Source organism: Marinobacter sp. LQ44 (assembly GCF_001447155.2).
Lineage (GTDB): Bacteria > Pseudomonadota > Gammaproteobacteria > Pseudomonadales > Oleiphilaceae > Marinobacter.
In genome coordinates, this window is sequence record NZ_CP014754.1 from 247680 (window position 1) to 266873 (window position 19194).

Consider the following 19194-nt stretch of genomic DNA (forward strand, 5'->3'; position numbering starts at 1 on the left):
TTGCAGTGGAATGCTACCTGCAGAGGATAACGTGATTACGGTCAAGTCTGAACCGATATACGGTAGAACTCTTTACCTGGAGCATCCCGGGCGACAGAATTGTACGAAAACTTCCTGGCAGGCCTATGAATATTAGCATTCTTACCCCGGCGGGGCCGGACTCAAAAGCGGGGAACCGCGCAACCGCCTTGCGATGGCAGCAGTTGCTGGAGCAGGCTGGCCATCAGGTAACGGTGGTGACCGGTTATGATGGAGAGCCAACAGAATTGCTGATAGCCCTGCATGCCTGGCGAAGTGCAGACGCGATCCAACAGTTCCACACCGAATGGCCTGAAAAGCCACTGATCGTCGCCCTGACCGGCACCGACATCTATCACCATCAGTACGAATACCCGGAACCAACCCATGCCTCTATGGCAGCGGCATCGGTATTGATTGGCTTGCATGATCTTGTTGCCCAGGACATTCCTGAAACCTTCCGGCACAAGCTGCTGACCTTGCGGCAGTCCGCAGCCAAGCCTGCGGTTCGCGGTGGGTCCCGGTCAGAGCCCGGGCAGTTCAATATCTGCGTTATCGGGCACTTGCGGGCTGAGAAGGATTCCCTGCGAGCTGCCTGGGCCAGCCGGCTATTACCGGAGGAGTCTGCCATCATTGTGTCCTGTGCCGGAAAGCCTCACAACGATGAGTGGCGGGAACGGGCATTGAGCGAAAGCAAGGATAACCCCCGTTTCCACTGGCTGGGAGAACTGGACAAAGCACAGCTGGAAAACCTGATGGCGGTGAGCAGCCTGATGGTGATCAGTTCTGTGATGGAGGGTGGCGCCAATGTAGTGTCTGAAGCCTGCAGGGCAGGGTTGCCGATTCTGGCTTCGGATATTCCGGGTAACCGTGGTCTGCTGGGTGAGCACTACCCCGGGTATTATCCGGTCAAGGATGAGGTCGCGCTGGCCCGGCTGATGCGCAAGGCCGAAACCGAACCGGAATTTCTGGCACAACTGACGGCCTGCGTGAATGAGCTGGCAGAAACCTTTACCCCGGAGCGCGAACGCCAGAGCCTGGAACAGGCCGTGGCGCTGGCGCTCGCTGCGGTTAATCCCGCAGGGTAATGGGTTCTATCGGGCCGTTTTCATCCTGAGCGAGTACCCGGCCGATAATCACGGTGTGGGGATAACCCAACGCCTTGAGCTCCCGGACGCAGGCTTCCGCGACATTGGCGGGCACACTGGCTAGAAGTCCTCCCGCGGTTTGCGGATCAAAGATCAAGGGATAGCGGGGGTGGTTAACCCAATCTCCCTGGTCCCGGATACCCCGGCGCAGCCTCACGTTCGCCGGCTGCAGTGAGCTCAGGATGCCCGCCGCCACGGTTTCTTCCGCACCGGGCAGAATGGGGATAGCGGTCAGGTCCAGCTCGGCATCGACACCGGAAGGCCTGGTCATTTCCACCAGGTGCCCGAGCAGGCCAAACCCGGTGACATCAGTGCAGGCCCTTGCCCCGTGGCGCAGCAAGCACTCAGCCGCCGCTTTGTTGGACTGGACCATGGAGGCCAGCGCAGCGTCAATCCAGCGGCCCTTGGCTGCCAGTCGGGCATGGGCTGCAAACAGGGTTCCGGTACCAATGGGCTTGGTCAGCAGCAAGACATCTCCGGCCCGAAGGCCGCCCTTACTCATAACTTTGTCCGGATCGATCAAGCCGTTCACGGCAAACCCGAGTGCAAGCTCCTTGCCCTCGCCGGTATGGCCGCCAACCAGCGCACAGCCCGCATCGTTCAGAACTTCCACCGCACCCGACATCATCTGGAACACGGTATCTTCCACTTTTGATTCGATACCGTACGGGACAGTCGCCACCGCCGTCGCGCTCTGGGCTTCCGCTCCCATGGCAAATACATCCCCCAGGCTGTGATTGGCGGCTACCTTTCCGAAGATGTAGGGGTCATCGATAAACGCGCGGAAAAAGTCCACCGTGTGGACCACGGCCTTGCCCGGTGGCACTTTCAACACCGCAGCATCATCCGGGGCGTGCAGGCCAATGAGGATGTCGTCGCGCTCAATCGGACGCAGCTCACCCAGTGCCCTGGACAGCACCGTGCTACCAACCTTGGCGCCACAACCGCCGCAACGCATGGCAACGGCCGATATGGCCTGGGAGGCTTCCTCGGGATTCTGGGCGGCCGAGGTGTCTGGCAGTGTTGCGCTGTCTTCCATGGCCGGCAGGTCAGTGAATTTCTTCATGAACCGGCGGTCAATCCAGTCTTTCCAGCGCCAAACCCAGGCACCCGAGAACCCGTAATTGCCTTTGGAGGCGACGGCGAACTGGTCACCGGTGCTGATCAATGCCAACCAGGTTTTCTGGGGATTGAACGGCCTGGGTGGTTTGCCCAGGGCCATGCGCTTGAGGTTATCCGCAAGGGGTGGCCCTTGGCGCACCGCAAACACCCCGGCTTTTTCACGGGGATGGTTCACCACGTTGGCGATGTCGCCGGCAACAAAAATGTGGTCGTCGTTCGCCGTCTGCAGTGTGTCCCTGGCCCGGATAAACAGGCCGTCATCCAGCTCCAGGCCGGTGGATTCCAGCCAGGCCGGGCCACCGGCACGGGTAACCCACAGCACTTCGTCGGTTTGCAGTGTCTGGCCGGACTCGGTGGTCAAAAGCCCTGCGTCCACCTGGGAAACCGCGTCGCCCAGATGCAGCTTTACGCCCCGGCGAACCAGTTTGTCCCGGAATACGGCACGGACCTTGGCGTTATGGGTGGGCAGAATCTCGTTTGCGGCGTCGAACAGATGGAAGTGCAGTTGGTCCGGGTCTTTGCCCCGATTTGCAAGTTCATTGCGCAAGCGGAACTGCATGGCCAGGGTGAGTTCCACCCCGCCGGCACCGGCACCCACAACGGCGATGGTCATGGGGCCATCGTGGTTCTCGATGCGTGACAGCAGCGATAACCATCGGTTATTGAACCCGGTAATGGGCTTTACAGGTACCGCATGTTCCGCCGCACCGCTTACCTCAGAAACCCGAGGAGAGGAGCCGATATTGATCGACAGGATGTCATAGGGAACATTCGGCCGGCCTTTGCAGATGACGCGTTTTGACGCTCGATCAATGCCGGACACTTCCGCTCGGTAGAAACGGGCGCCGGCATACTCTGCCAATCGGCTCAGATCAATGTGTACATCGTCATAGCTGTAATGGCCCGCTACATAGCCGGGAAGCATGCCGGAGTATGGGGTGTGGGTATCACGGCATATGAGCGTGAGCCGAACGCCGGGGACCGGATTCATGGCGAATCGTTTGAGGACCCCGACGTGGCTGTGCCCGCCACCTACCAGGACAATGTCCCGTAATACAGGTTGATCGGGTGTTTGCATCAGATGACTTTCTTGGCTTCAGCAGACAGCTCATTGAAACCCTTGATGCTCTTGAAGGCTTCGAGTTTCTGTTTATCGGCATCGCTCGGGTTGGCGATTTGGTCAATGGACGTAATGCCGGCCTCTTTCATCTTCTTGGCCGTAGCCGGGCCAATTCCCTTTATGCGGGTCAGGTCAGACTTGTCTGCCGGCTTAGCGGCTTTGGCGGCCACCGTTTTCTTTGCCACTGGCTTTTTGGCGGCGGCAGGCTTGGCCTTGCTGGCGGTCGGTTTTTTCGCAGCCGGTTTCTTGGCCGCAGGCTTCGCAGTGGTTGCCTTTTTAGCGGCAGCCGTGGCTTTCTTGGCGGTGGTATCTGCGGCTTTCTTGACGTCTTTGCCAGATTCCTTGGCAGCAATACCCAGCTTATCCAGCAATGAGCTCTGCAGTTCGTGGAATTCGTTCATCCGGCGTTCGAACTCTTCATTGAAGCGCTTTACCTCACGCTCACGGAGTTCGTCCATTTCCTTGAGCAGTTTACGAACCGGGTCCTGTACCTGGTGCTGCAGATGATCGAACTGTTTCAGGGCATCATTAATAAGGGTTTCAATCTGAGCCGTGGTTTTCTCGAACTCTTTGTTCACTTTTTTGACAATCTTATCAACACTGGGTTTGGCTTTCTTTGCCATAGGGCGTCTCCTTACAGAGGGGGATAGAAGGGTGGAGCGGTTATCAGGCCAATTGCCTCATTCCGTTAGTCGTATTCGAGCTTCGTCTGGATTTGAGGCTTTGCTTCTTCAGAAGTACTTCACGAATACGGCGTAGCTTGTCCGAAAGAGGGGAGTTATCTCCGGATTCAAGTTGAAAGAAATCAATAGAGTAGAAGAAATTGCTACAGTGCTTTCTCTTTTCGGTAACGAGTCCGGTAACCCCCTCTGCACGGATTTCTTCAAACGGCATGTCCATGATGAGGTCGAGCGTAATGGTATCGCCGGGGTTGAACAGCTTGTCGGTTTTCATCACGCAACCATAGCTGTCGAGCTCATAGAGGCGAGCTTCCACGGTTTCTTTGCGAAACAGGCCGCGGCGCACGCGGAAACGGGCAACAAGATCCGGTAGTTCTTCGTTCATGAAATGCTTTCTCTGCCTCTGAGATCAGCCAGATTAGTTGAGCATAAATTAAACAATAGACGGGCTATTTAATTTTGGCAATGCCATCAGCTGTCTACCGTAACCCTTTCATGGAATAGTTCAACATCCGCCCCCCCGCAAAGGGGGCCAGATGCGGTCGTTATCTGGTTTTCAATTCGTACAGATCAACACGACGATCTTTCAGGTTGGTGACTGAGCCTTCGTTACGCACCAATTTGAGTTTCTCCAGGTCCATATCCGAGAACATGATCATCTCGGTGTTCGGCGTGGTCTCCGCCATCACCGCATCGTGCGGGAATGCGAAGTCAGACGGTGAGAATACGGAGGATTGCGCGTATTGGACGTCCAGGTTCTCCACCTTGGGCAGGTTGCCAACACTGCCGGTGATCACCACATAACATTCGTTTTCGATGGCGCGGGCCTGGGCACAATGGCGAACCCGCAAGTAGCCGTTTTTGGTGTCGGTCCAGAAGGGTACACAGATGATGTCGACATCCTGGCTTGCGGCGACGCGCCCGAGCTCCGGAAATTCGATGTCGTAGCAGATCATAATGGCAACCCGGCCGGCATCTGTATCGAATACCTGGAACTTGTCACCGCCTTCAATAACCCAGTCGCGGCGTTCATGGGGCGTGATGTGGATCTTGCGTTGCTCATCCACGCGGCCATCCCGGTGGCACAGGTACGACACGTTATAAACCCGGTCGTTCTCGATCAGCGGCATGGAGCCGGTGATAATGTTGATGTTGTAACTGACCGCCATTTCCGACATTTCATTACGGAACTGCTCGGTAAACCCGGCAAGAAAACGAATGGCGCGGGTCTGGTCCATCTGGTCGGTCAGGCCCATCAGGGGAGCGTTGAAGAATTCCGGGAAGAGGGCAAAGTCACTTTTGTAATCAGACAACGCATCCACGAAATACTCTACCTGCTTGAGTACTTCCTCCACCGAAGTGAACTCCCGCATCTGCCATTGTACGGCGCCCAGGCGAACCTGGGTTTTCTTCACGTTCAGCACCGAAGACGGCGGGGTGTACAGGATGTTGCGCCATTCCAGCAGGGTGGCATAACCGAGTGACTTTTCGTCCTCCGGAAGATACTTGTGCATCAGCCGGGTTACCTGGAAGTCGTTAGACAACTGGAAGGTGAGAATCGGATCGTAGATCTCTTTGCGGTCGACACGATGGATGTACTCTTCCGGCGTGTACTGGTCGGCATACTTGAAGTAGTTGGGAATACGCCCGCCGGCCAGAATCGCTCGCAGATTCATGGAGCGGCAAAGTTCCTTTCGGGCCTCGTAGAGCCGCCGGCCCAGCCGGTAGCCCCGATACTCAGGATGGATAAACACATCCAGGCCATAGAGCGAATCGCCGTTGGCGTTGTGCCAGATCTTCTCGTTGCGCAGGATCAGGTCGTCATAGGCGTGGGGGTTACTGAAGCGTTCGTACTTCACGCAGACGGTCAGAGCCACGGCTACCAGATGGCCGCTGTCTTCAATGCAGATCTGGCCATCCGGAAACTGCTCAACCAGCGCCTTGATGGTTTCCTTTGGCCATGCACCACCGATATCGTCGTAAACCTCGTCCATCAGCTCCTGGAGCTGGCTGTAGTCTTCAAGCGTCAGGTTCCGCAGATTCAGGTGGAGCTCTTCATGGGCCATTGGGTGTGTCTCCTTAGGTTTGGCAGCATTTCACGCCTGTTTGTCCATTCTATCAAAGAGTTCTAAAGACTTCGCTCAAATTGCCGTTAGTCAATTAATTCACATCTATAATGGATGAGAAGCTGATCGAAACAACCTCAGTCTTATCGGAGGGACTCCCCTTGCAATTCTCATTTTCCCAGAAACTGCTCGTTGCCGTGGGCGCTCTCATCATAATGTTGATGGCTGCGTTGACTGTAGTAACGGATATCAGGCTTAGATCAACAACGGATCGTTATGTCGAGGCCCTGATGGCCGACGCGGTGGAGCAGAGTACGTCCAGTATTTCCGATTGGCTCAACACTCGCCTGGATATGGCTGAGGCAACAGCCAGCGCCCTTGAGGGCATACGCACCGACAATATGGCCCGTACCCTGATGGAAGCAATGACGCGCGGCGGCAATATAATGGATGTCTATGCCGGCACTGAGGACGGACGGATGCTGATGCGAAGTCCAGAGGTGGAAGCGACATTGCCACCTGACTACGACCCACGCACCCGGCCCTGGTACCAGGGCGCCCAGCGGTTAGGGCGTTCATCATTCACTGAGCCCTACCAGGATGCCAGCACTGGCGCGACCATTATCTCCGCCATGGCCCCAATCAAGTCCGGTTTGTATAAAGGAGCTGCCGGCATGGATATCGGGCTTGGCACGATTGACCGCATGCTGTCGACCATTACGCTGGCCGATACCGGGTTCGCTGCACTGGTAAACGAGAAGGGTACTGTGCTCTTTTACCCGGACTCAGAGGTGGTCGGAAACTCCATTTCGGATGTTATCGGTCAGCGGCCCGCTTTTGATGGCAGCCAGCATCAGTTTGAGATGGACGGTGCCCGCTGGAGTGTCAGTTTTCATCCGATAGCCGATGCCCGGGCTGTGGAGTGGTACCTGGTAACGTTTGTGAACGAGGACCTGATCAACGCTCCGATTGTTGAGGCCCGGGTAGGCGGCCTGGTCATTGCCGCTGTGGGTTTGATTGTTGCCCTGGTGGCGCTGTATTTCGGAATACGAGTGCTGATGGTGCCGGTGCGTCGCCTGAACAGCGCCATGTCCAGTATTGCTTCGGGTGACGCAGATCTTACCCGGCGGCTGGACGATTCCGGCTCGGACGAGTTTGGCGCACTGGCGCAAAGCTTTAACCGATTTGTAGAGAATATTCAGCAGGTTGTCCGCGAAGTTAAAGAGGGTAGTGATGACCTCGATGAGAATGTAACCGCCCTGCGCAAAACCTCCAGTACCAGCCGTTCGAGTGTTGAGAGCCAGCAGAGCGAGATCGACATGATTGCGACGGCCATCAACGAAATGTCTGCTGCTGCCGGGGAGATTGCCCAGAACGCACAGCAAACAGCGGAGGCGGCTGAGAATGCCGATCAGGAGAGTCGCGAGTCGTTGCTGACGGTGACGGCGTCGCGGGATGCGGTGCAGAAACTTTCCAATGAGGTTAACGCAGCAGCTGAAGTCATCGACACTCTGGGTAAGGATGTGTCGTCCATCACCACGGTGCTGGAGGTTATTCAGGGCATAGCAGAACAGACCAACCTGCTGGCACTGAACGCCGCAATCGAAGCCGCAAGGGCAGGGGAAGCAGGGCGTGGCTTTGCGGTGGTGGCAGACGAAGTACGCAACCTGGCCCAGAGAACCCAATCTTCCACTGAGGAAATCAATAACATGATCGAGCGTCTGCAGAAAGGCGCCGGCGATGCGGTGGAAGTGATGAAGGCGTCAACGGCAGTGTCTAATGTCAGTATGGAAAAAGCCCAGGACGCCATGGAATCCCTTAACCGGATTGCCGAGGCCATCACCGCCATCAGCCAGATGACGTCTCAGATTGCCACAGCATCTGAGGAGCAAACCTCGGTTACCGAAGAGCTGAATGCCTCCATCACCCGGATTGCGGACCAGGGCCAGGAAGCAGCCAAAGCCGCCAGTGAAAACGATGTGTACAGCGGGCACATTGAAACCATTGGCAGAACACTGAATGAAAAAGTGACCCGCTTCCGCGTATAGCGGAGGCTGGCCATGGACGGCCAGCGGGTCATAACCTTTCAATCAGGTGAGGCAATCTGGCTCAGATAATCGAGCCGGCGACGCAGGTTTTCCAAAGTGTGCCGCCCCACATACATGGATTCCTCGCTTAGGTACGGGTTGTCCAGAATGATCACCGTGCGCTTCTCCAGCCCGAGCTCTGTGACTGCGCGACCAAACCAGCGCTTCAGGTAAACTGCAAAACTGCCATCTTTGATCGCGCGTTCTATTCCTAGCTGTAACCGATGGGCGGCCTCCTGGTCATTGGGCGCCACAAAGAGATAGGAAGGCATGTGGTAGGCGAACAGAATATTGGGCTCGATGACCAGATCGTCTGCCCGATTGTGTTCAACATCAAACAGCACTTCTCCGATGCCACGGGCAAAGCACTCAAAACGTTCGTTACGCAGCATGCCAAACAGGATTTCATAGCGGGTGTGGGTAACCACCTGAAGGCCGTTGGCTTCAAGAATGGGTGTGTCTGGCCAGTGAGAGCCCTGGCCAATGCGGATTTTCCTGGAAATCAGGTCATCAATGTTCTGGACGCCTTCGAACTGGGGCAGGTGCTTTGGCAACACCAGACACACCCGAAAGCCCAGCAAGCCGCCGTCTACCGGCAAAGGAATAGGATTGAGAAACTCCTCCCGTTCAGCGGTGGTCGCAACATTGGCAATATCCACCAGCCGGTGATTATTGTTGGCCAACTCTCGCAGTACCCGGCCCTGGCTCAGTTCCTCACTGCGAACGAGCTTGAAGTCGCCGTATTCTGAGGTTTTGGCCAGGGCCAGTTCCACCAGTGATCGAATGGCTGGGTTGTCGTAATTCCGGTACCACAGAATGAAGGTGCGTTCGTCTTCCGATTCGACTGACATGGCTGGCGCGGGCAAAGACAAACATAGGGCCAGAACAAACCCCGGCAGATAACGATGAATGAGACGAATTCGTGCAACCAATGCCTTGTTCCTTAAGTGGCGCGCCCTCTAACTGTAGAACAGAATCTGGTAATTAAACCGGACAACTTTCAAAAATACTGTAAAAGATTCTTGAAGCACGTGCGTTCGGCTGCAATTATCCCGAAAACACATTCTCTGGAGCCCTAAATATGGCACTTATTGATACTCTTATCGGCACCGCCGGCCAGTGGGTAACCGCGAGCGACCCGAAAGCCACGCTTCTGCAGCCCGTTGAATGGCTGAAGAAAACCGGCAGCTATGCCACGGTTAACCGGCTGATTGGACTGGCCATTCCCTTCGCGCCGCGAAACGGCTTCAGTGTCGAAGAGATGCGCCCGGGGTATGTTCGGGCAAAAATAAAGCTCAAGGGCAACAAGAACCATTTTGGCAGCCTGTACGCGGGTGCCTATTTCCTGGTGGCGGAGATTCCCGGTGGTGTGCTGTCGCTGTTTGACCTGGGGCCGGCCTACACGCCCATCCTCAAGGAAATGACCTTGCAGTTCCTGCAGCCGGCCAATTCGGATGTCACGGTGGAGTTCTCACTGGCGCCAGAAGAGGTTACCGCCATTCTGGCGGATGCCGATGCCACCGGCCGGGCCAAGTTCACCCTGGAAGGCAAGCTGAAAGACAAAGAGGGCAACCACGTGGCCACCTCGCTGGCCCATTACCGGGTGCGCAAGAAGGGTTTCAAGCCTCAGGACTGAGCAATTTCCCGCAGGGTTTGCAGGAAGACCTCGCCATATTTCTCCAACTTGGCGGCCCCTACGCCGCTGACCTCTGCCAGTTGCTCCAGGGTTTCCGGGCGACGTTCCAGCATATCGAACAGGGTGGTGTCGTGGAAAATCACGTAAGGCGGCACGCCCTGTTTGTCTGCCAGTTCCTTCCGGCACGCCCGTAACGCATCCCAACCGGCCTGGTCGGTAATTTGCTCCCGTATTGCCGGGCCCGCACGTTTGCCAGCAATTCTGGCCGAAGAGGTTTTTTTGGCCACCGGGTCTTTGCGCAACTCGATAGCCTGTTCACCCTTCAGCAGCGGGCGACACTGCTCCGTCAGCTGTAAGGCACCATAGCCCTCCGGATCTGCCCGCAGGTAGCCGTTGGCAACCAGCTGGCGGAACACCGATTTCCACTCGTTAGCGGTGAGTTCGGTACCAATACCGTAGGTGGAAATGGCCTGATGGCCAGATTGAAGAATACGTTCGTTCTCGGAGCCACGCAGCACGTCAATCAGGTAGTTAACGCCAAAACGCTGCCCGGTACGATACACGCAGGACAGCGCCTTTTGCACGGCCACCGTGCCATCCCAGGTCTCAGGGGGCGTGAGGCAGGTATCGCAATTACCACAGGGCTGCTCCAGTTCATCACCAAAATAACGCAACAGTACCTGGCGGCGGCAGCGGGTCACTTCGCAGAGGCCAAGCATGGCATCGAGCTTCTGGCGTTCTACCCGTTTAAACTGGTCGTTGCCCTGCGATGCCTCAAGCATCTGTCTCAACTTAATGACATCCTGCAGGCCGTAAACCATCCAGGCGGTGGACGGCTTACCGTCCCGGCCTGCACGGCCCGTTTCCTGGTAATAGGCCTCCAGGCTTTTGGGTAAGTCCAGATGGGCCACAAACCGAACGTCTGGTTTATCAATGCCCATCCCGAAAGCAATGGTCGCCACGATGACCACGCCGTCTTCGCGCAGGAACCGTTCCTGATGGCGGGCCCGGGCTGTGGCATCCAGCCCCGCATGGTAAGGCAGGGCGGTGTAGCCTTTGTCCGCCAGCATCCTGGCGGTGGCGTCTACTTTGTTGCGGGACAGGCAATAGACAATCCCGCAATCACCTTCATGTTCTGCTTTAATAAAATCCAACAACTGCTTGTTTGCATTTGTTTTTGGTGTGATTCGATACTGAATGTTCGGGCGATCAAAGCCACTGACAAAGTGCCGGGCATTGGTCAGGGACAGGCGCTCGGCAATCTCTTTGCGGGTTCGTTCATCCGCCGTTGCAGTGAGTGCAATTCTTGGGATACCCGGAAACTCCCGGGCGAGCATGCTTAACTGAAGATAGTCGGAACGGAAGTCATGGCCCCACTGGGATACACAGTGGGCTTCGTCAATGGCAAATAACGATAACGACGCGTTGTGCAGCAGGTCGATGGTGCGCGGCTGTATCAGCCTTTCCGGGGCGCAGTAGAGCAGATCAAGCTCGCCGGTCATCAATGCGTATTCGGTTGCTCGGGCATGCTCATAATCCATGGTGGAGTTGAGGAATGCCGCTCTCACACCGAGTTCCCGCAACGCAGCCACCTGATCCTGCATCAGTGCGATCAGGGGCGAAATAACAATGGCCGTGCCGGGGCGGACCAGCGCGGGCACCTGGTAACAGAGCGATTTACCACCGCCGGTGGGCATCAGAACCAGGGCATCGCCGCCATTCACGACTTCCTGAACGATTTCACCCTGTAGCAGGCGGAAACTCTCATACCCGAAAACCTCATGCAGTACCTGCTCCGGGCTGCGGTTAGCGGAGGAAGGCGGTTCGCGGGTCAGTTGCTCGAAGTCCTGGTCCGGATACATGGTGCTTGTCAGCCTTTGGGCGGGTGAAGTCAGGGGCGGAATGATACCAGATACTGCCGCTGGATTGGTCAATACGCCTTTTGGGATGGAGGCAAAGCGACAAGAGAAAGGATACAATAGCGCCCCTTCAGAGACTGTGATTAACCATTTCGAAAAACAACAGGGCATGCATGCAGGAATTTGACGCGATCCGACCCTATTCGGATGAAGAAACCGCCCCCGCGATTCAACGCCTGGTTAACGACTCGGATTTCCTGGATATGGTCGGCCGGTTCAAATCACCGGTTGCGGCCAAGTGGGCGCCTGCCTTGCTGAGGGTATTTGTGAAGCGCTGGCTGGTTCGAAATTTCGGCCACTACCACCGGGTGGATGACCTGCAGGCTGGATTGTCGGGCTACGTGGGCGACCTGGTTGAAAGTACCACGTCCAGAGTGACCCACAGCGGTCTGGAAAACCTGAGCAAGAACACCGCGCACCTGTTTATTTCCAACCACCGGGACATTGTTTTTGACCCGATGGTGGTGAACTATCTGCTGTTCCAGAACGGCTTCCACACCACCCGCATTGCCATCGGTGACAACCTGCTGGCAAACCGCGTGTTCGCGGAGATGATGCGGCTGAACAAGAGTTTTGTGGTGCGCCGAAACATGACCAGCCCCCGGGAAATGCGGGATGCCTATCTGACCCTCTCTGGCTTCATCAATCACAGCATTGATACCAACCACAGCATCTGGATTGCCCAGCGCGAAGGCCGCGCCAAAGACGGCATTGATGTGACAGACCCGGCCATCATCAAGATGTTCTACATGAGCCGAAAAAAATCCGGACTGGAATTTGGCGAGGCCATGAATCGGCTGCACATCGTTCCGGTTTCCATCGCCTATGAATACGACCCATGCGATGCGGACAAAGCCCGGGAACTGGAAGTACGCGCCCGGACGGGCAGCTACCGGAAAACAGAGGGTGAAGACACGAATCAGATCATGAAAGGCCTGACCGGGTACAAGGGGCATGTTCACGTGCATTTCGGCGCGCCGATCACGGATGCGGAAGATAACCCTAAGGCGTTCGCGTCACGGATCGATCATGAAATGCATGCCAATTATCATCTGCACGCGTCTAATCTGGTGGCCTATCAGATGCGGGGTGTTCATCCTGAAGCCCACGAGACACCGGGCAGTGTGAGTGAGACCGTTGTGACGGCGGAAACCTGGTCACCGGCCGACCTGGAAGCTGCCAAGGCGGAAATGGAGCGGCGGCTTGAGGCGTGCGATGCGGCCATCCGTCCATACCTGCTGGATATGTACGCCAACCCGGTGGTGAATGGCCTCGCCGCGAACAACATCGGCGAGGCGGTTCTATCGCCGGCGGAATGATTCACGCCCAGAGCATGGCGCCCATCTCCAGAGGATGGGTTAGGGCGTCATGGTGCGGGTACATACGCACTCTGAGGGTCTGCAGGCCTGGGTAGGGCGGCTGTACCCGGGTTTTAAACAGAGTCTGGCCATCTTTTTCGCCACCCGGCTCCAGAATAAACCGATCTGGCCCGGGTTCAGCGTGAGTACCGGCACATTCCGGTGTGACCAAGCATTCCACCCGAACGTCCCCGGGCGCCAGGCCATTCAGGCTAACGCCGATGCTCAGTTCCACGGATTCATCCCAGGCACACCGGTCCTCCACGCAGCCCCGGACGTGAATCGACACACCATCCCAGGCGGCCCTGACTCGTGCTTTCCATTCGGCCAGCTCGGTGGCCAGGTTAAAGCCATCGGCAGTCAGGCGTTTACCTTGCGCTGTGGCGGGCTGGTAATAGTTGCGAACGTAGTCCATCACCATGCGCTGGGCGTTGAATCTCGGCGTGATGGTCTTCATGGAGGCTTTTGAGCGGGTTACCCAGCCTTTCGAATAGCCTTGTGACGCACGGTTGTAGTAGAGCGGGATGATGTCCTGCTCCAGCAGATCGAGCAGGTCCCTGGCTTCTTCCCGATTACGAAACTCCTGGTCCAGCCCGGTATCCCTTGGGGTAATCGCCCAGCCATTGGTTTTGTCATAACCCTCGCCCCACCAGCCGTCCAGAACACTGAGGTTGAGGGCACCATTCAGCGCGGCTTTTTCTCCGGAGGTGCCGCTGGCCTCTTTCGGATACTCGGGCGTGTTCAACCAGACATCCACGCCGCTGAGCAGCCGTCGGGCCATGGCCTGGTCATAGTTTTCCAGCAGGATGATGTGGCCCATCAGGGAGGGCTGCATGGATAGCCCATGGATGACCTTGATCAGTTGCTGGCCGGGTTGGTCCTGGGGATGGGCCTTGCCCGCGAACACCAGTACCACGGGGTGATCTGGATTGGTCAGCAGTCGTTCCAGCCTGGCCAGGTCGGAGAAGATCAGGGTGGCCCGTTTGTACGTGGCGAAGCGCCTGGCAAAGCCGATAACCAGGGCGTCTTTTTCAGGCGAGGCCAGCTGCCGGGCCATGCGCTCGGTCACCGAATGCCCGGTGCCGTTTCGTTTGTGCTGGCGCTTGAGCCGGCGCACGGTGTATTCGGCCATCTGTTGTTTAAGCGCCTTGTGAACGCTCCAGTAGTGATAGTCCGGAATCTTGTCGATGAAGTGCCAGAAGTCCGGGTTCAGCAATTCGCTCTTCCAGGTTGGGGCGTGCATGTCGAACAGGCTCGCCCACTCCGGAGCCAGGAAGGTTGGTACATGCACGCCATTGGTGATGTACTGGATTGGGTTGTCCCTGGCTGGCACCTGGGGCCAGATATCCCCCTCCATCTCCGAGGCCACCCCGCCGTGAATGCGACTGACACCATTGTGAAAGCGGGAGCCACGCAGCCCCAGACTGGTCATGTTGAAGCTGTCGTCGCCATTTTTTGAGCCCAGCGCAAACACTTCTGCAAAGTCCAGCCCTGACTCCTCTAGATAGGCCCCAAGATGATGGGCAACCAGATCCCGCGGGAAAATGTCGTGGCCAGCGGGTACGGGTGTATGGGTGGTGAACAGGGTTGACCCTGCAACGGCTTCCAACGCCGCACTGAATGGCAGACCTTCCGCCATGGCCATACGGCACCGTTCAAGAATCTGGAACGCGGCGTGGCCTTCGTTGATGTGCCAGGCTGTCGGTTTGATTCCGAGTTCAGATAGCACCCGCACACCACCGATCCCGAGCAGCATCTCCTGACTTACGCGTGTGCTGAAGTCGCCACCGTAAAGCTGCAGCGTCAGCGCCTGGTCGTCTGCGTTGTTTTCCGGCGTGTTGGAATCCAACAGGTACAGGCGAATATGCCCGACCCGCGCCATCCAGACTTTGGCGTGGACATCGCGGCCAGGGAAGGGCACGGACACCGTCAGCTGTTTTCCGTTTCCTTCCACCGGGGTAATGGGCAATTCATCGCTGGAATGGCTCTGATAGCGCGCGATTTGTTGACCCTGGGCATCAATGGTCTGGATGAAGTAACCTTGCTGATACAGCAACCCGACGGCCACGAACGGCAGCCCCAGATCACTGGCAGCCTTGCAGTGATCGCCGGCCAGAATGCCGAGCCCGCCGGAATAGATGGGAAAGCTTTCATGGAAGCCAAACTCTGCGCAGAAATAGGCCACCAGGCTGGTCTCTGGGTCGAGTGACTCCAGAACACCGGCCCCGGGCTCGGATTCAAGGTAGGCATCGTAACTGGACAGCACCCGGCGGTATTCCGCCATGAAGGCTCGATCTTCTGATGCCTCATTCAGCCGGGTCTGAGACACCCGGCGGAGGAACAGTTTCGGGTTGTGCTCAACCTTTTGCCACAATCGAAGATCGATACGGGCGAAGAGGCTACGTACCCCATGGTCCCAGCTATAGAACAGATCGTTAGCCAGAACCTCAAGCCCTTCAATAGCCTCCGGAATATGGGGGCGGGCTTCCAGCCGGAACTCCGTTGCCTTGTGCATGATCATGACCTCCTTGCGGCCACTGGCACTGTCTCAGTCGTCGTGTATCCGGCCATTGCCGGTCAACAGGTTCTGATAGAGCGTTGCGTAATCCCTGGCGCGCTGTTTCCAGGAATAATCTGCGCTCATTCCGTTTTCCTGCAGTCGCCGCCATGTCTTCCGGGTGCCAATAGCCTGCAGGGCGCGCTCGATCGCCTGGAATAGCGCATCGGGAGTGGGCTCCCGGAACACGAAACCATTGGCTTGATCGGCAGTGACTTCTGTCGGGTCGAATACGGTGTCGTTCAGGCCGCCTACGCCGTGGACGACCGGCACGGTGCCATAGCGAAGGCTATACATCTGGTTCAGCCCACAGGGCTCGAAGCGTGATGGCATGAGAAACAGGTCTGCACCGGCGGTAATGCGGTGAGCCAGGCCCTCGTTGTAGCCCAAGGTCAATGACAGCTGCCCGGGCCATGCCCTTGCCAGTTCCTGCAGCCGCACCTGGTAGTGGCTTTGGCCCGACCCCAGGATGGCAAACTGGCAGCCGCGTTCCAGCAAGGGCACCATAACGGCTAACAGCCAATCGAGCCCTTTTTGTTCCACCAAACGACCTACAAAACCAAACAGTGGAGCACTGCTGGCCTCAAGCTTGAGCTCCTGGGCCAAGCGCGCCTTGCACTGTTCTTTGTTTTTCAGGTGGCCGGGGCCGTAATGAAAGTCCAACCATTGGTCCTGTTCCGGGTCCCAGGCGCGGGTGTCAATGCCATTAAGAATGCCGTGCAGGTGCCGGGAACGATGGCGCAGTAGGCCATCGAGTCCGTAGCCAAACCACGGTGTCTGAATTTCCTCGGCATAGCCGGGACTGACCGTGGTGATGACGTCACTGAACACCAGGCCGCCTTTGATGAACGATAGCTGGCCGTGGAATTCAAGCAGCTCCAGGCGCCAGAGAAAATCCGGCAGGCCCAGGGCCCGATAGGTTTCATGACTGAACAGCCCCTGATAAGCCAAGTTATGAATAGTGAACACGCTCTTGGGCGGGTGTTGGGCGTTCTCCAGAAACACTGGGATCAACCCTGCTTGCCAATCGTTGCAATGCACTATATCGGGTTGCCAGGACAGCCCGAGCTGTCCCAATGCCATCATGGCACCTATTCGGCCAAACAGATGAAAACGGTGGGCGTTATCCCACCAGTCTTCTCCATCATCGTTCTGGTAGGGGCTGTCTCCGGGGCGATCAAACAGCGCGGGGCAGTCCACCAACCACAGGCTGACCGCTGTTCCTGGCAAACGTGTTTGCCACAAGGCAACATCGTACTGACCACAGCGAAAACGGGCTTTTCGGCGCGAACCGGCCTCCCGGGCCGCTTTCAGCGCTACCGGATAACCCGGCAACAGTATCTGGCAGTCATATCCGAGCTTGCACAAAGCCTCCGGAAGGCTTGCGGAAACATCCGCCAAACCACCGGTTTTCACCAGGGGATAGACTTCGCTGGTAGCGAACAGGATTCGGGTCATGGTTCGGCCCTCAGAATGACCAGACCCAGCGGAGGCAGGGTGATCTCCAGTGAGCACGGGCGTGCCATCCACGGCTGGTCATCAGCATGCAAGGGCAGGGGATTGCCAAGATTGCTGCCGCCATAATACGTAGAGTCGGAATTAAAGATTTCCTGCCAGCATCCGCCGTTGGGAACTCCAATGCGGTAATGGTGCCGCGGGATTGGGGTGAAGTTGACGATCACAACCAGAACCTGCCCCTGCTGGCCACCCCGGCGTAAATAACTGATCACCGATTGCGGCGAGTCGTGGCAGTCAATCCACTCGAACCCCGAGCTGGTGAAGTTGCGGCCATGCAGAGCCGGCTCCCGGCGATACAAACCGTTCAGATCCTGAACCAGCGTTTGTATGCCCCGATGCCCTTCGTGTTCAAGCAGGTGCCAGTCCAGTTCCCGCTTCTCGCTCCACTCACGGCGCTGTCCAAACTCCCCGCCCATGAACAGTAATTTGGCGCCGGGGTAGGTGTACATGTAGCTGAACAACAACCGGAGTGAGGCCCGCTGCTGCCATTCATCGCCCGGCATTTTCTGGATCAGGCTGGATTTGCCGTGGACCACTTCATCATGGGACAGGGGTAGCAGGAAGTTCTCGGAGAACGCATAGAGCAGGCCGAACGTGAGTTTTTCGTGGTGATACTGTCGGTACACCGGATCTTGCTGGAAGTAACGCAGGGTGTCGTGCATCCAGCCCATGTTCCACTTCAGGTTGAAACCCAGCCCGCCAATTTCCGGCGGCCGCGTTACTCTGGGCCAGGAGGTGGATTCCTCCGCCATCATCAGGGTACCGGGGAAGCGGCTTTGGCACACCCGGTTGAGATCCTTCAAAAATTCGATGGCTTCGAGATTCTCGTGGCCGCCATAGTCGTTGGGCAGCCACTCACCTTCCTCGCGGGAATAGTTCAGGTACAGCATGGAGGCGACGGCATCCACCCGCAACCCGTCCAGGTGAAAGGCGTCTAGCCAGAACAACGCGCTCCCAATCAGGAAATTACGGACTTCGTGGCGGCCGTAATTGTAGATCAGAGTACCCCAATCCTGGTGCCGGCCACGGCGTGGGTCTTCATGTTCGTAAAGTGCGGTGCCATCGAAGCGGGCGAGGGCGTAATCATCGTCGGGAAAATGCCCGGGCACCCAGTCCAGTATCACGCCTATGTTGTTCTGGTGACACTGGTCTATCAGGTAACGCAGATCGTCCGGGCTCCCGTACCGGCAGGTCGGGGCGTAATAACCGGTGGTCTGGTATCCCCAGGATTCGTCCAGTGGGTGCTCGGTAATCGGCAATAATTCGATGTGGGTGAAACCGGTCTCCAGAACATAGGGGATAAGTTGCTCTGCCAGCTCCCGATAGGTCAGCCAGCGGCCAGAGCCATGATGGCGCCAGGAGCCAGGGTGTACCTCGTAGATACAGATGGGGCGATGCTGCCAGTCGAACCGACTCCGATTATCCTGCCAGTCACCATCGCACCATGGATAGCGACCACGTTCGGTGACCACCGCCGCGTTGGAAGGCCGAAGCTCGAACGCCTGGCCGTAGGGATCGGTTTTGATCACCTCGCCCCGAGCAGTTCTGATGGCGAACTTGTACAGGGCTCCGGGTCGTATTCCCGGCACAAACAGTGACCAGACACCATAGCCGTCGTTTGGCTGCATCACATGTTGGTTGGCATCCCAGTTATTGAAATCGCCGACCACACTGACTGAGCGTGCATTAGGGGCCCAGACTGCAAAGCGCACACCTTCTTTGCCGCGAACAGTGATGGGGTGGGCTCCCAGCACGTTGTAGATGTGCCAATGGCGGCCTTCGGCAAACAGGTGGAGATCAAACTCGCTCAGGGCAGGGCTTTCCATAGACCTCGGGTTCCCGATCAGAATGGCAGTGTGCTTCAGCACCATTGAACGCCGTCGCGCCTGTATAAAAAATGACCCAAGACAATCTTACGTCATAATCTCGTGCTAGTGTTCTAATATTAGTATCGGTGTCAAATTG

General features: G+C 57.1%; 13 protein-coding genes. 4 read left to right on the forward strand and 9 right to left on the reverse strand.

Features of this window, described 5'->3' with window-relative positions:
• The first annotated feature begins 125 nt into the window (after positions 1-125).
• Complete coding sequence (senB, locus tag ASQ50_RS01170) at positions 126-1106, forward strand: selenoneine biosynthesis selenosugar synthase SenB (protein WP_058089812.1); 981 nt, start codon at positions 126-128, stop codon at positions 1104-1106.
• Here the strand turns inward: senB and selD are convergent.
• From selD to ASQ50_RS01190, 4 genes are all read right to left on the reverse strand, one after another.
• A complete protein-coding gene (gene selD, locus ASQ50_RS01175) occupies positions 1090-3366 on the reverse strand; it encodes a selenide, water dikinase SelD (protein WP_058089813.1) in 2277 nt (758 codons plus the stop codon). The genes senB and selD overlap by 17 nt on opposite strands.
• Positions 3366-4031 carry a helix-hairpin-helix domain-containing protein gene (locus ASQ50_RS01180; RefSeq protein ID WP_058089814.1) on the reverse strand — a complete coding sequence of 222 codons (666 nt, stop codon included), beginning with the start codon at positions 4029-4031 and terminating at the stop codon, positions 3366-3368. The genes selD and ASQ50_RS01180 overlap by 1 nt, the downstream gene beginning before the upstream one ends.
• A 43-nt stretch (positions 4032-4074) precedes the next feature.
• The gene (locus ASQ50_RS01185) at positions 4075-4473 is read right to left on the reverse strand and encodes a hypothetical protein (protein ID WP_058089815.1); all 399 of its coding nucleotides are present in this window, start codon (positions 4471-4473) and stop codon (positions 4075-4077) included.
• Positions 4474-4633: 160 nt separating this feature from the next.
• A complete protein-coding gene (locus ASQ50_RS01190; RefSeq protein WP_058089816.1) occupies positions 4634-6154 on the reverse strand; it encodes a GNAT family N-acetyltransferase in 1521 nt (506 codons plus the stop codon).
• A 221-nt stretch (positions 6155-6375) separates the two neighbouring features.
• On the opposite strand from ASQ50_RS01190, the gene ASQ50_RS01195 reads away from it, so the two are divergent.
• Entirely contained in the window at positions 6376-8202 is a 1827-nt protein-coding gene (locus ASQ50_RS01195) for a methyl-accepting chemotaxis protein (protein WP_227513235.1), read from the forward strand.
• A 38-nt stretch (positions 8203-8240) separates the two neighbouring features.
• On the opposite strand, the gene ASQ50_RS01200 is transcribed toward ASQ50_RS01195, so the two are convergent.
• Positions 8241-9092, reverse strand: coding sequence for a hypothetical protein (locus tag ASQ50_RS01200; protein WP_227513236.1), 852 nt, complete (start codon positions 9090-9092; stop codon positions 8241-8243).
• Between the two features lie 230 nt (positions 9093-9322).
• Between ASQ50_RS01200 and ASQ50_RS01205 the strand changes: the two genes are divergently transcribed.
• Positions 9323-9877, forward strand: a complete 555-nt coding sequence (locus ASQ50_RS01205) for a PaaI family thioesterase (RefSeq protein ID WP_058089819.1) — start codon at positions 9323-9325, stop codon at positions 9875-9877.
• On the opposite strand, the gene recQ is transcribed toward ASQ50_RS01205, so the two are convergent.
• Positions 9868-11739 (reverse strand): DNA helicase RecQ, encoded by a 1872-nt coding sequence (gene recQ / locus ASQ50_RS01210; RefSeq protein ID WP_058089820.1) that lies wholly within the window; start codon positions 11737-11739, stop codon positions 9868-9870. The genes ASQ50_RS01205 and recQ overlap by 10 nt on opposite strands.
• A gap of 170 nt (positions 11740-11909) precedes the next feature.
• On the opposite strand from recQ, the gene ASQ50_RS01220 reads away from it, so the two are divergent.
• Complete coding sequence (locus ASQ50_RS01220; protein ID WP_058089822.1) at positions 11910-13115, forward strand: 1-acyl-sn-glycerol-3-phosphate acyltransferase; 1206 nt, start codon at positions 11910-11912, stop codon at positions 13113-13115.
• A gap of 1 nt (position 13116) precedes the next feature.
• On the opposite strand, the gene glgP is transcribed toward ASQ50_RS01220, so the two are convergent.
• From glgP to glgB, 3 genes are read right to left on the reverse strand one after another with little or no spacing between them, the layout of a single operon-like run.
• Positions 13117-15669, reverse strand: coding sequence for an alpha-glucan family phosphorylase (gene glgP / locus ASQ50_RS01225; protein ID WP_058089885.1), 2553 nt, complete (start codon positions 15667-15669; stop codon positions 13117-13119).
• A gap of 33 nt (positions 15670-15702) precedes the next feature.
• Positions 15703-17169 (reverse strand): glycogen synthase GlgA, encoded by a 1467-nt coding sequence (gene glgA, locus ASQ50_RS01230; protein ID WP_058089823.1) that lies wholly within the window; start codon positions 17167-17169, stop codon positions 15703-15705.
• Positions 17166-19055, reverse strand: a complete 1890-nt coding sequence (glgB, locus tag ASQ50_RS01235) for a 1,4-alpha-glucan branching protein GlgB (RefSeq protein ID WP_058089886.1) — start codon at positions 19053-19055, stop codon at positions 17166-17168. The genes glgA and glgB overlap by 4 nt, the downstream gene beginning before the upstream one ends.
• Positions 19056-19194 lie beyond the last annotated feature (139 nt).

Bases quoted from the DNA above. Each gene is read 5' to 3' on its own strand.
- senB (WP_058089812.1), top strand. From the start codon at position 126: ATGAATATTAGCATTCTTACCCCGGCGGGGCCGGACTCAAAAGCGGGG.
- selD (WP_058089813.1), bottom strand. From the start codon at position 3,366: ATGCAAACACCCGATCAACCTGTATTACGGGACATTGTCCTGGTAGGT.
- ASQ50_RS01180 (WP_058089814.1), bottom strand. From the start codon at position 4,031: ATGGCAAAGAAAGCCAAACCCAGTGTTGATAAGATTGTCAAAAAAGTG.
- ASQ50_RS01185 (WP_058089815.1), bottom strand. From the start codon at position 4,473: ATGAACGAAGAACTACCGGATCTTGTTGCCCGTTTCCGCGTGCGCCGC.
- ASQ50_RS01190 (WP_058089816.1), bottom strand. From the start codon at position 6,154: ATGGCCCATGAAGAGCTCCACCTGAATCTGCGGAACCTGACGCTTGAA.
- ASQ50_RS01195 (WP_227513235.1), top strand. From the start codon at position 6,376: ATGGCTGCGTTGACTGTAGTAACGGATATCAGGCTTAGATCAACAACG.
- ASQ50_RS01200 (WP_227513236.1), bottom strand. From the start codon at position 9,092: ATGTCAGTCGAATCGGAAGACGAACGCACCTTCATTCTGTGGTACCGG.
- ASQ50_RS01205 (WP_058089819.1), top strand. From the start codon at position 9,323: ATGGCACTTATTGATACTCTTATCGGCACCGCCGGCCAGTGGGTAACC.
- recQ (WP_058089820.1), bottom strand. From the start codon at position 11,739: ATGTATCCGGACCAGGACTTCGAGCAACTGACCCGCGAACCGCCTTCC.
- ASQ50_RS01220 (WP_058089822.1), top strand. From the start codon at position 11,910: ATGCAGGAATTTGACGCGATCCGACCCTATTCGGATGAAGAAACCGCC.
- glgP (WP_058089885.1), bottom strand. From the start codon at position 15,669: ATGCACAAGGCAACGGAGTTCCGGCTGGAAGCCCGCCCCCATATTCCG.
- glgA (WP_058089823.1), bottom strand. From the start codon at position 17,169: ATGACCCGAATCCTGTTCGCTACCAGCGAAGTCTATCCCCTGGTGAAA.
- glgB (WP_058089886.1), bottom strand. From the start codon at position 19,055: ATGGAAAGCCCTGCCCTGAGCGAGTTTGATCTCCACCTGTTTGCCGAA.